Origin of the sequence: Xanthomonas sp. 3058 (assembly GCF_014199765.1) — a bacterium.
GTDB classification, from domain to species: Bacteria; Pseudomonadota; Gammaproteobacteria; order Xanthomonadales; family Xanthomonadaceae; genus Xanthomonas; species Xanthomonas campestris_B.
The window spans coordinates 225,183-235,550 of sequence record NZ_JACHOF010000006.1 but is presented as its reverse complement, the minus strand read 5'-3'; the positions used below and the strand labels follow the sequence as shown (position 1 = coordinate 235,550).

At 66.3% G+C, this 10,368-nt stretch carries 13 protein-coding genes and 1 other RNA gene; 6 read left to right on the top strand and 8 right to left on the bottom strand.

Features of this window, described 5'->3' with window-relative positions; all coding sequences use genetic code 11:
* Positions 1-201: 201 nt before the first annotated feature.
* The 5 genes from GGR61_RS10975 to GGR61_RS10955 are packed head-to-tail and all read right to left on the bottom strand — an operon-like array spanning position 202 to position 4,494.
* The gene (locus GGR61_RS10975) at positions 202-444 is read right to left on the bottom strand and encodes a hypothetical protein (RefSeq protein WP_184407381.1); all 243 of its coding nucleotides are present in this window, start codon (positions 442-444) and stop codon (positions 202-204) included.
* A gap of 8 nt (positions 445-452) precedes the next feature.
* A complete protein-coding gene (locus tag GGR61_RS10970) occupies positions 453-1,838 on the bottom strand; it encodes an FAD-linked oxidase C-terminal domain-containing protein (protein WP_184621385.1) in 1,386 nt (461 codons plus the stop codon).
* Complete coding sequence (locus tag GGR61_RS10965) at positions 1,835-2,374, bottom strand: metal-dependent hydrolase (protein WP_184621384.1); 540 nt, start codon at positions 2,372-2,374, stop codon at positions 1,835-1,837. Before GGR61_RS10965 ends, GGR61_RS10970 begins: the two co-directional genes overlap by 4 nt.
* A 16-nt stretch (positions 2,375-2,390) precedes the next feature.
* The gene (locus tag GGR61_RS10960) at positions 2,391-2,759 is read right to left on the bottom strand and encodes a YraN family protein (RefSeq protein ID WP_184407378.1); all 369 of its coding nucleotides are present in this window, start codon (positions 2,757-2,759) and stop codon (positions 2,391-2,393) included.
* A 4-nt stretch (positions 2,760-2,763) separates the two neighbouring features.
* Positions 2,764-4,494 (bottom strand): penicillin-binding protein activator, encoded by a 1,731-nt coding sequence (locus GGR61_RS10955; RefSeq protein WP_260287510.1) that lies wholly within the window; start codon positions 4,492-4,494, stop codon positions 2,764-2,766.
* A gap of 82 nt (positions 4,495-4,576) precedes the next feature.
* Here GGR61_RS10955 and rsmI point away from each other — a divergent pair, with 82 nt between their 5' ends.
* The 3 genes from rsmI (at position 4,577) to rnpB (ending at position 6,483) form a co-directional block, all read left to right on the top strand.
* Positions 4,577-5,404, top strand: a complete 828-nt coding sequence (rsmI, locus tag GGR61_RS10950; protein WP_184407377.1) for a 16S rRNA (cytidine(1402)-2'-O)-methyltransferase — start codon at positions 4,577-4,579, stop codon at positions 5,402-5,404.
* 490 nt (positions 5,405-5,894) lie between these two features.
* Complete coding sequence (locus GGR61_RS10945; protein WP_184621393.1) at positions 5,895-6,113, top strand: hypothetical protein; 219 nt, start codon at positions 5,895-5,897, stop codon at positions 6,111-6,113.
* A gap of 20 nt (positions 6,114-6,133) precedes the next feature.
* An RNA gene (rnpB, locus tag GGR61_RS10940) (RNase P RNA component class A) lies at positions 6,134-6,483 on the top strand.
* Between the two features lie 312 nt (positions 6,484-6,795).
* Here rnpB and GGR61_RS10935 read toward each other — a convergent pair.
* Genes GGR61_RS10935 through GGR61_RS10925 form a run of 3 tightly spaced genes read right to left on the bottom strand, consistent with a single transcriptional unit; the run spans position 6,796 to position 8,178 of the window.
* Entirely contained in the window at positions 6,796-7,113 is a 318-nt protein-coding gene (locus GGR61_RS10935) for a CcdB family protein (protein WP_184407376.1), read from the bottom strand.
* Entirely contained in the window at positions 7,110-7,361 is a 252-nt protein-coding gene (locus tag GGR61_RS10930; protein ID WP_184621383.1) for a type II toxin-antitoxin system CcdA family antitoxin, read from the bottom strand. The genes GGR61_RS10935 and GGR61_RS10930 overlap by 4 nt, the downstream gene beginning before the upstream one ends.
* A gap of 49 nt (positions 7,362-7,410) precedes the next feature.
* Positions 7,411-8,178 carry an NRDE family protein gene (locus tag GGR61_RS10925; RefSeq protein WP_184621382.1) on the bottom strand — a complete coding sequence of 256 codons (768 nt, stop codon included), beginning with the start codon at positions 8,176-8,178 and terminating at the stop codon, positions 7,411-7,413.
* Positions 8,179-8,494: 316 nt separating this feature from the next.
* Here GGR61_RS10925 and mraZ point away from each other — a divergent pair, with 316 nt between their 5' ends.
* The 3 genes from mraZ to ftsL are packed head-to-tail and all read left to right on the top strand — an operon-like array spanning position 8,495 to position 10,268.
* Entirely contained in the window at positions 8,495-8,950 is a 456-nt protein-coding gene (gene mraZ / locus GGR61_RS10920) for a division/cell wall cluster transcriptional repressor MraZ (protein WP_011260238.1), read from the top strand.
* 14 nt (positions 8,951-8,964) lie between these two features.
* Positions 8,965-10,008 carry a 16S rRNA (cytosine(1402)-N(4))-methyltransferase RsmH gene (gene rsmH / locus GGR61_RS10915; protein ID WP_184621392.1) on the top strand — a complete coding sequence of 348 codons (1,044 nt, stop codon included), beginning with the start codon at positions 8,965-8,967 and terminating at the stop codon, positions 10,006-10,008.
* Positions 10,005-10,268, top strand: coding sequence for a cell division protein FtsL (ftsL, locus tag GGR61_RS10910; protein ID WP_005991913.1), 264 nt, complete (start codon positions 10,005-10,007; stop codon positions 10,266-10,268). Before rsmH ends, ftsL begins: the two co-directional genes overlap by 4 nt.
* Positions 10,269-10,368 lie beyond the last annotated feature (100 nt).

Below are 10,368 nucleotides of genomic sequence, written 5' to 3'. Positions count from 1 at the left end.
GCTCGTCAGTAAAACGTTTCTTCACGTCCAATCTCCTTCGGGGTAGGGAATTGGACTCCAAACTGGCGTGCTACTCAAAATCGGGGGGACGTCGTGCATCCACCAAGATACGGCCGACAAAACCACTGCACTCACTGACAGGCGCTCGCTAGGTTTTGTTAGCTGCTCTAAGCGTGACCAGGTCGCTCCTCGCTCCGGGCGTTATGTGTTGACCTGCTCGCCATGTTGAAGCCGCGCTCGGCCAAAGACTGGTAATGCACGCTGCAAATGATGGCCGGGCTGGCGGCAGTGCTGGCGCAGCACCCGGAACTGGCCGACGCAGGCAATACCGCGATCGTCGAACCGTGGGTGGTGGCGTGGATGGCCGCGTATCGCGCGCTGCTCGTGCAGCGTGAGCGCATTGCCGCCACGGCATTGGCGCGCGGTGACGACCTGCGTTGGCATGCGGTCGCTCAGGCGTCCGGCAACACCTTGCCCGGATTCAAGATCCCATCTGGATCCAGCGCCGCCTTGATCGCGCGCATCGCCGCCAGCGTCGGGGCGCTGAAGGCTTGGGCCATGAAGTCGCGCTTGGCCACGCCGATGCCGTGCTCGCCGGAGAGCGTGCCTTCCAGCGACAGCACCAGCGTAAACAGGCGCGGCAGTGCGGCATGGGCGCGGGTGTCTTCGTCTGCATCGGCCGGGTCGTACATGATGTTGACGTGCAGGTTGCCATTGCCGGCATGGCCGAAGGCGACGATGGGTAATGTGAATTCGGCGGCAAGCGCTTCCACGCCGGCTACCAGTTCAGGGATGCGCGAGACCGGCACCACCACGTCCTCGTTGATCTTGCCCGGCTTGATGCTACGCAAGGCCGGCGACAGCGCGCGGCGCGCGGCCCACAACTTGTCGCGCGCGCTGCCATCGGCGGCCACGTCCAGGCTCAACACGCCCTCGCCATCGGCGGCGTCGTGCAAGGCCTGCAATGCGTAGGGCAGGGTGTCGTGATCGCCATCGGCTTCGATCAACAGCATCGCGCCTGCTTCGGGCACGTCGCTGCCGTTGCGACGCAATAACGCAATCGCGCTGGCGTCCATGAATTCCAGCATCGTCGGCGTGGTCGGTTGCGCCATGATGCGCGACACCGCCGCCGCAGCGCTGGCGGCATCGCGATACAGCGCGCGCAAGCCGGCTTGTGCAATCGCACGCGGGGTCAGCTTCAAGGTCGCTTCGACGATGATCGCCAAGGTGCCTTCGCTGCCGACCAGCAGGTGGGTGAGATCGTAGCCGGTGGAATTTTTGGTGTACGCGCCGCCGCAGCGGATCACATCGCCGGTGCCGGTCACCGCCACCAGGCCGAGCACGTTGTCGCGGGTGGCGCCGTATTTCACCGCGCGCGGGCCGCCGGCATTGGTGGACAAATTCCCGCCCACGCTGCAGATCTCCGCACTGGACGGATCCGGCGGCCAGAACAGCCCATGCGGCTGCAAGGCCTGTTGCAGATCGCCATTGAGCACGCCAGGCTGCACCACGGCGCAGCGGTCTTCCGGGCGCAATGCCAGGATGCGGTTCATGCGCGCCATCGACACCACCACACCGCCGGAAAACGGCACCGCCGCGCCAGTGGTGCCGGTGCCCGCGCCACGCGCCACGATCGGCACGCCATGCGCGCGACAGGCCTGCACGATCGCCACCACGTCATCGGTATCGCGCGGCAAGGCGACCGCCGCAGGCAATGCCCAGCGGCGCGAATCGTCTTCGCCGTAGCGACGACGCGCGTCGTCGCCGGTCAGCCAGCCATCTGCGCCAAGCCGTGCGGCCAGCAGTTGGGCCAGCGCGGTGGGAAGTGCATCGGTCATGCCGCGTGATCCTGTGGTGCCGCACGCTGGATGCATTTCCACCCCAGCACTGCGACGGTGAGTGGTAGCCAGACCCAGCGCAGCTCGGAGAGCAGCGTGGCCAGGCCGCGCCCATTGAAGAAACCGTTGGCGAACGGCGACACCCGAATCGGCCGCCACGGCGCAAACCAGCGCGCCTCGCTCCACGGCCATGTCAGCGCAACGCCCAGGCCGCCGGAGGTCATCGCATCCAGTAACGGATGCGACGCGGTACAGACGAACAGGAATGCCGCTGCCTGCAACGCATCCGCGCGCAACAGGCGAGACGCAGCGCCACCGAGCAGCGCCACCAGCGCCGCGAATAACAGCGAGTGGCTGGCGCCGCGATGGCCGAACGCGTCCGCGTACGGAATATGCAGCGCAAACGCCAGTACATCGGCATCCGGCAGCATCGCCGCAACGATGCCGGCGCCGAGCAAGCGCGGCGAGATGCGGCCGCGTTCACTGGCGCACCAGAGCGCCAGTGGCACCGCCGCGTGGGTGAGGATGGTGGGCATCGAACCTCGGCCGTTGTCAGCAATCGTCGGCGCGGAAGGCGTCGCGGATCCAGTGCAGCACCGGCGGCTCGCCGCTGGCTTCGACCACATCGAAGCGGCATGGCAAGCTCGCCAGTGCGGGATGCGAAGCCAGGAACAACTGCGCGGCCAGCACCAGCTTGCGCCGCTTGCGTCGGTCTACCGATGCCGCACCGCCGCCGAAGCGATCATCGCGGCGATACCGCACTTCCACGAACACCAGCGATTGCGCGTCGCGCATCACCAGGTCGAGTTCGCCGCCGCGGTAGTTGGCATTGCCGACCACCAGGCGCAGGCCGGCCTGTTCCAGCAGCGCGCGCGCGGATGCTTCGATTGCCGCACCGCGCTGCTGACGCACCGCCGGCATGGCGTCAGCGACCGTCGGCGATCGGCACCGGGCGGCCACCGTTGAAGGTAGACCAGGCCGGGGTCCGCAACACGTTGCCGAAGCCATCCAGGTGCAGGGTGCCGGTGGCGCCGCGCAGCCCGCCGTCGGCACCGGTGGCGAGTTTTTCCAGATACGCGCTGATCTTCCAGGCGTCGTAGCCGAACGCGAACAGGCGTGCGCCCGGACCGCGCGCGCTGGGCAGCATGCTGGCGACCTGGCTGGAGGCCGGCAGGCCGGACACGCCCAGGGCGGTCCAGGTTTCGCTCGGGTAGACGATGCCGTCCAGCACCAGGTCGTCGTCGACCTTGCCGGTGCCGGCCACCAACTGCGAGGTGCCCACGCGCGACTTGCCGGCGAATCCGCTCAATGCCAACTGCGGCGCCAGCGCCCGCGCGGTGTTGCCGCGTACCACCAGGAAGACCGCATCGGCGGTGCCGTAGTTGCGCAGCTGCGCGCCGATATCGCCCGGCACCTCGGCCACGCTGATGCTGCCGGCAACGGTGCCGCCACGTTCGGTGAAGCGGTCGCGGAACGCCTTGATGGTGCGCTTGCCGTTGTCGTCGCTGGTGCCGACGATCAGCACGTTGCGGCGCTCGCGCGAGAGCAGATATTCGGCGGCCATGATGCCGTCGTCCTCAGGCGCCAGCGAGAACCCGGCGCTGCCGCTGGGCGGTGCCTTGTTGTCGGTGGGGCGGTTGAGCGCCAGCACCGGCACCGCAAGCTGGCCGCGCGCGAACACGGCGCTGACTTCGTCGCGCCCCAGCGGGCCGACCACGTAGTCCACGCCGGCACTCACCGCCTTGTCGTAGGCCGCGTTGGCGCCGGCGGCGGTGCCGGCGGTGTCGAAGAAGCGCAGTTCCGGGCGGCGGCGGGTTTCGGCGTAATACCCGGCCAGCAGGCCATCGCGCACCGGTGCCGAGGCGGTCGCCAGATTGCCGCTGAGCGGCAGCAGCACGCCCAGCTTGATCGGCGGGCGATAGCCATCGCGTTCGGCCGGCGGGCGCTTGCTGGTGTCAAAGCCCCATTGCGCGTCGCGATCGAACGCGCGCGGCAGCGCCAGCCCGCGGCTGATCAAGGCGCGGCCGGCGAAGTTGTACAGCGGATCGCCGGTCGGCAGCGCGGCGGTGCGGCCCTTCAGCGTGGCGTCGTCGAGCGCGGCCAGCAGGCGCACGATCGCGCGCTGGTTCTCGCTGCGCGGGGTGCCGGTCAGGCTGGCATCGGCGCGCGCGCGGTCGGCGGCGGCGGCGAACAGGTCGCCAGTGGCTTCCAGGGCGGCGGCGCGTGCCAGCAGCCAGCGGGTCTGCAGCGGCTGCGGCAGGCCGTGCGGGCTGTCGCCCAGGGCCTGCAGCGCTTGCGCGGCCTGCTTGTCGATCACCGCCAGTTCGCCGGTCAACAGCGCGAAGCGGGCGCGGTCTTCGCCCGTGAGATGGCGCGGGGTGACCTGCGCCACCAGGGTGCGCGCGCGTGCGTTGTCGCCGGCGTCGTGCCAGCCGAACGCGGCCGCTGCCAGCAAGCGGCTGCGGTGCGCACCACTGGCGCTGGCCGCCTCGGCTTCCAGTTGCTGCGCCGCCTCGCGCGGCTTGCCCTGGTCCAGCAACGCCAGCGCTGCGCTCTGCGTGGGCGAGGCGGTCTGGGTGACGCTGCTGGTGGCGCAACCGGCGGCCAGCATCACCATCAGCGAGAGGGCGGAGATCCTTGCAACACGCTTGTTCATTTCAGATCCATTGGACGGGGCCTGCCGGGGCGGGCCGTTAAAAACGCTACGATTCTACCCTTTGCCCTATGGAATGCCGTTGATGACGTCCCCCGGAACCCTGCATGTGGTCGCCACGCCGATCGGCAACCTGGCCGACCTGTCGCCGCGTGCGCAGGAGGTGCTGCGTGGCGTGGCGGCCATCTGCGCCGAAGATACCCGGCACACCCGTCAGCTGCTCGGTCATTTCGGCATCGACCGCCCGCTGCTGGCCCTGCACGACCATAACGAAGAAGCGATGTCCGAGCGCATCGTCGCGCGTCTGCGCGAGGGCGAATCGCTGGCCATCGTCAGCGACGCCGGTACCCCGCTGGTCAGCGACCCCGGCTTCAAACTGGTGCGCGCCGCCCGCGCGGCCGGGATCCGGGTCAGCCCGGTGCCCGGTGCCTGCGCCGCCATCGCCGCGCTCAGCGTGGCCGGCCTGCCCAGCGACCGCTTCGGCTTCGAGGGCTTTCTACCCGCCAAGAGCGCCGCACGCCGCGAGCGCCTGGCGCACCTGGCCGGTGAAACCCGCACCCTGGTGTTCTACGAATCCTCGCACCGCATCGTCGAGTCGCTGGCCGACCTGCGCTTCGCCTTCGGCGACGACCGCCCGGCGGTGATCGCCCGCGAGCTGACCAAGCTGTTCGAAACCGTGCTCGACGGCACCCTGGCCGAGCTGCAGGCCAAGGTCGAAGCCGATGACAACCAGCGCAAGGGCGAGTTTGTGGTGATGGTGCAGGGCGCCGCCGACGCCGCCGAAGGCCAACTGGCCGAAGGCCGCCGCGTCTACGCCAAGCTCGCCGAACACCTGCCCCCGTCCACGGCCGCCAAGCTGGCGGCCGAGCTGACCGGTGCGCCGCGGAAGGCCTTGTATGGCGGTAATGGCTGATACAACGACTGCCGAGGAGAAGAAGAAGGCGCTGGAGTTGCGTCAGTTCAAGTGCGTCTTGGCGAGCTGGCCGGATGCATTTCCGCCGCAGATCGGCGTGATAGAACAGCCCAAGGAGCCCGCAGCAGACATCCGTTTTCGCATTGCCGATGGCTCAACTTATGCCGTCGAGATCACCCAGCTTCTGCGACCGGATGGAAAAGCGCGCGTTCGGGCGCGTGAAAAATTACTAGCGTCGCTGAAGCCGCGATTGGCGCAGCGTCTGCCTGGCGTACAGATCAGTCTTGGTTTTACAGATCAGCCGCTCCCCAAGCTTCCAGACGCAATTGAACAGGTGGAGCATCTGTTGTCCGAGAAGTCGAGACTGATCGAAGGCAATCAGGTCATCAGGAAAGGGCTCCCCGCATTTTTGAGACATGTGCAACTTTGGCCAGCTACTCAAGCGGACGTGTTCGGAGGTGGCGTCTTTGAAGTGCCCGCACTCACTCAGTTGCAGGTGTCGACATGCATTCTGCAAAAGCACACGAAGATCGAGGGATATCGCGCGCATGCAGATGCCGTCGCGCTGCTGATTTATTGCCCGAGGGCACCTTCGCACGCGCAGCTCGCGGTGCCAGCCGAGGCGGCGGGATGGTTGTTCGCACATCAGTTCGAACGTGTTGTGCTGTACGCCGAAGACAGCGACGGACGGGGCGTGGTCTGGCGATAGCGCGTATAGTGCGCCCCGGCGGAGTCGGCCAGACAGTCGCGTCACTCGCAAGAGTGCCGAGGAAAGTCCGGGCTCCATAGGGCAAGGTGCCAGGTAACGCCTGGGCGGCGCAAGCCGACGGAAAGTGCAACAGAAAGATACCGCCTACGTTCCTTTCGGGGAGCCGGTAAGGGTGAAATGGTGCGGTAAGAGCGCACCGCGAGTCCGGTAACGGACCGGCACGGCAAACCCCACCTGGAGCAAGACCAAATAGGGATCCATTGGCGTGGCCCGCGCTGGATCCGGGTAGGTTGCTTGAGCGCTGCGGTGACGTAGCGCCTAGACGAATGACTGTCCACGACAGAACCCGGCTTATCGGCCGGCTCCGCCGCCTTGCTTTGGGCATCGCCCAAAGCTAAGGCGCCCACGCTTCGTACCGCCGGTGGCGGTACAAAACGCGGGTCCCGCTCCGGGCATGCCAGAACCCCGCGGCTGTCGCCGCGCCCCCTTGACTCAAGGGGGCTTGCACTCGGGTGCTTTGCTGGGCTCTTTGCTTCGGCTGCGATCAATGCGATCTGGGTGCTGCGGTTATTTTTACGTGGCTTGGGCTTCGCCCTCGCGGTCTATTTCATCGTCTGGGACTTGGGCTTCGCTCTCGCGGCCGATGATGCGTTGATGCTTCCCCTGCTGCCATGTTTGGCGCTTAACCGAATGAGCGGGTGAACAGCTCGTCCAGGGCGTCGATGATGGTTTGGCCCTGGTCTTTCAGGGAGCCGGCAGGTTGGCTGAGCACTGCCAGCGGCACCGAGGTCATTTCCAGGGGTTGCAGGATGACACGTTGGCCGGCGACGGTGAGTTCCGGAGTGAAGCGGGATGGGGTCGGGGAGTGGGTGGACGTGATGACCAGCGGCACGACGACGCGGCGGGGTGAGGCGTCGAAGATCTTTGACTGGACGACCACCACGTAAGGGATATTTCTGTTCTGGCCGACGTTTGCGTAGACATCGAACTGGTCGGTCATAGCGTGGAGAACTCGTCGGCGAAGGAGCCGTGCGCCTCGGTGAAGGTCTTCCATTCGCTTGCAGCGCGCTGCAATTCCATCGCTCTGGCGCTGTGGCTGTCGCGCTCTTTGGTGACGTAGTCGGCCAGCAATTCTTCGACCTTTGCCGACAGGTTGCCGGTCAGCGCCCGTGCCTGCGCGGCCAGGTCCGAGTTGATGGTCAGGTTCAGCGGCTTTTTTTGCGCGGAACTGTCGTAGTAACGGCTCATGATGGGCCTCCGTCATTTATGCGCACGCTATGCGCATGATTGCGCGGTGTCAACGCGTACCGACGATGTCCAGCCGTGTCTCGCCCTGGAAGATTCCATCGGGGCCGAAGCGCCGTTCGTGGATGAAGCCACTGCCCTGATGGTCCACCGCGACGATGGTGCTGGCGCGGGTGCCATAGCCGGCGCCGGTGATAAAGGCGGCCGAGAGCAGGCGCTCGGTGGCCAGGTCGACGCCGGTGTGCGGCAGGGCGTCGTCCGCAGCGATGGCGGGGTTGCCCAGGGCGATCCACAGCGGTTGCAGGTCGTCGCTGCCGTTGGCGCACCAGTCGCGCAGGACGCCTGTCAGTGTGGTGGTCTTGGGCCAGTGCACGTCCAGCGGTCCGTTGGACATGCCATGGATGCCCGGCGCCAGGCTACGTGCCAGCGGCGGGTGGTTGCTGAGGTGTTGGCAGCGCTCGGCGTCGCACAGCAACAGGTTGAACGGCGGAAATGCGTGCGCGGCCGTTGCCAGGTCGCTGGCGTAAACGGCCGCGTCCAGGCTGCCGGCCAGGTAGTCCGCGATGAGATGACCGCGCGAGCGCCCGGACGCGGTGGCGAGCGGGTCACGCACATTGGTCACCACCGCGACCCGCCCGTCGCTGCCAAGGCCTACCCAACTGCCGCCCGAGCGCAGGTCGCGGCCTGCCAGCACGCCATCGGCCGGTGGCTCCCAGCGCGCAAGGGGCGCAGTCGGGCGTTCGTGGAATTCATCACGGTTGCCCGCCAGCAGCAAGCGCCAACGGGGGTGGGTTTTCCAGGCAAGAGCGACCAGGCACATGCCGGCCATTGTCGCCGGTTTGCGCAGTCGCCCATCCGTCACTGGCGCAATGTGAAGTGAGATGGCGGTCGAGTTTACATGGCCTTCACGCCCCTGAATTTTCGTTCAATCTCAAAATCTGAGACGAAACAGCAACTTGTGGATAACCTTTGAACAAGTCTCTAAAGAGTGCTGCAACTCATTGATGCGACTGGCGATTTGCGACCTTGAAAACTGTTGACAACCTTTGACGCACTGCTAAGGTGGGCATCGGAGGGAAAACCAGGTGTTTTGTGGTTTTTCGTGGTTCAATGATCCCCCTAGCGGGTATTCGAGGTTGCATTCGGTGTTTCAGGGCGAGACTGCCATCACGGTGGACGACAAGGGGCGGATGGCGGTGCCAACCGCATACCGCGACCTCGTCACGCGTGTGAGCGGCAATCGCCTGGTGCTCACCTACAACCCGTTCGAAGCAGGATGCCTGTGGCTGTATGCGGAAAAGGAGTGGGAGCGGGTGCGTGACGATGTGATGTCCAAGCCCAATACCCAGCGCGTGATCCGCACGCTGCAGCAGAAACTGGTGGGTTCTTCGGCCGTGCTGGAACTGGACGCCAATGGCCGTCTGAGCATTCCGGCCAGCCACCGCAATGCGGTCGGCATCGAGAAAAAGGCCGTGCTGCTGGGCATGGGCGACAAATTCGAACTCTGGAGCGAGCAGGCACATCGCGCACTGATCCAGCAGACATTGTCTGACGGGGATCTGGGCGATGAATTGCTCGATCTCAGGTTGTGAGCCGGGGTGCCCGGATGCGCGGTGAAGCGCAGCCCGGTCACCCGGTGTCGCAGCCGCCGGCGGCCCACGTGCCGGTGCTGTACACGCAGGTTCTGGATGGCCTGCAGGTGACCGAAAACGGAACGTATCTCGATGGCACGTTCGGGCGTGGCGGTCACGCCCGTGGCGTGCTGCAACACCTTGGCCCGGGAGGTCGACTGCTGGTGATGGACAAGGACCCTGAAGCGATCGCGGTGGCCGAACAGACGTTCGGTGGCGATGCGCGCGTGTCCATCCATCGCGGCAGCTTCGCCGGGCTCGGCCAGGTGGTCGCCGCGGCGACCGTCGACGGCATCCTGCTGGATCTGGGCGTGTCCTCGCCGCAGCTGGACGTGGCCGGGCGCGGTTTCAGTTTCGGCAAGGACGGCCCGCTGGACATGCGCATGGACCCGGAGGCCGGGCAGAGCGCGGCCGAGTGGCTGGCGCATGCCAGCGACCGCGAGATCGCCGACGTGCTGTGGACCTATGGCGAAGAACGCCAGAGCCGCCGCATCGCCCGCGCGATCGTGGCGCGCCGCGCCGAACAGCCGCTGCTGCGCACCGCGCAACTGGCCGAGCTGATCGCCTCGGTGATGCCGCGTGGCGACAGCAAGACCCATCCGGCCACGCGCAGCTTTCAGGCGATCCGCATCTACATCAATCGCGAGCTGGACGATCTGGAAGCCGGCCTGGACGCCGCCCTGGGCGCACTCAAGCCCGGCGGCCGGCTGGCGGTGATCAGTTTCCACTCGCTGGAAGACCGCATCGTCAAGCAATTCATGGCCCGCTACGCGAAAGCCCCGCCGAGCAATCGCCGCCTGCCCGAAGCGCAGCCGTTCGTGCCGACGCTGCAGCTGATCAGCGGCGCCATCAAGGCCGACGACGCCGAGTTGAACATCAACCCGCGCGCCCGCAGCGCGGTATTGCGGGTGGCTGAGAAGCTGGGATTCGGGATTCGGGATTCGGGATTGGAGAAGCGCGTTGAGCGAATCTCCAATCTCCAATCACCAATCCCGGCGTCTCAAGGAGACGCCCAATGAGCCGCCTGCTGCTCATCGTGCTGCTGGCCTGCAGCATCGCCTCGGCGATCGGGGTGGTGTACATGCGCCATATGCATCGCAAGTTGTTCGTGCAGTTGTCCAAGCTCGAACACACGCGCGATGAATTGAATATCGAATTCGGCCGGCTGCAGCTGGAGCAGGCCACCTGGGCGGAAAGCAACCGGGTCGATCAGGTCGCGCGTGCGCGCATCGGGATGAAGTTCCCGGAGACCAACGACATTGTGGTGGTGCGCCCATGACAAGACGGCAGGACAGCCGTTTTGCACGGCGCAGCCGCCCGCAGGGTGGCGCACACGGTGATGCGTCCATGACAAAACGGCAGGACAGCCGTTTTGCACG

Bases quoted from the DNA above. Each gene is read 5' to 3' on its own strand.
- GGR61_RS10935 (WP_184407376.1), bottom strand. From the start codon at position 7,113: ATGACCGACCAGTTCGATGTCTACGCAAACGTCGGCCAGAACAGAAAT.
- rsmH (WP_184621392.1), top strand. From the start codon at position 8,965: ATGCGCGGTGAAGCGCAGCCCGGTCACCCGGTGTCGCAGCCGCCGGCG.
- ftsL (WP_005991913.1), top strand. From the start codon at position 10,005: ATGAGCCGCCTGCTGCTCATCGTGCTGCTGGCCTGCAGCATCGCCTCG.
- GGR61_RS10970 (WP_184621385.1), bottom strand. From the start codon at position 1,838: ATGACCGATGCACTTCCCACCGCGCTGGCCCAACTGCTGGCCGCACGG.
- GGR61_RS10930 (WP_184621383.1), bottom strand. From the start codon at position 7,361: ATGAGCCGTTACTACGACAGTTCCGCGCAAAAAAAGCCGCTGAACCTG.
- GGR61_RS10975 (WP_184407381.1), bottom strand. From the start codon at position 444: ATGCCAACGCAGGTCGTCACCGCGCGCCAATGCCGTGGCGGCAATGCG.
- GGR61_RS10955 (WP_260287510.1), bottom strand. From the start codon at position 4,494: ATGAACAAGCGTGTTGCAAGGATCTCCGCCCTCTCGCTGATGGTGATG.
- GGR61_RS10960 (WP_184407378.1), bottom strand. From the start codon at position 2,759: ATGCCGGCGGTGCGTCAGCAGCGCGGTGCGGCAATCGAAGCATCCGCG.
- GGR61_RS10965 (WP_184621384.1), bottom strand. From the start codon at position 2,374: ATGCCCACCATCCTCACCCACGCGGCGGTGCCACTGGCGCTCTGGTGC.
- rsmI (WP_184407377.1), top strand. From the start codon at position 4,577: ATGACGTCCCCCGGAACCCTGCATGTGGTCGCCACGCCGATCGGCAAC.
- GGR61_RS10925 (WP_184621382.1), bottom strand. From the start codon at position 8,178: ATGTGCCTGGTCGCTCTTGCCTGGAAAACCCACCCCCGTTGGCGCTTG.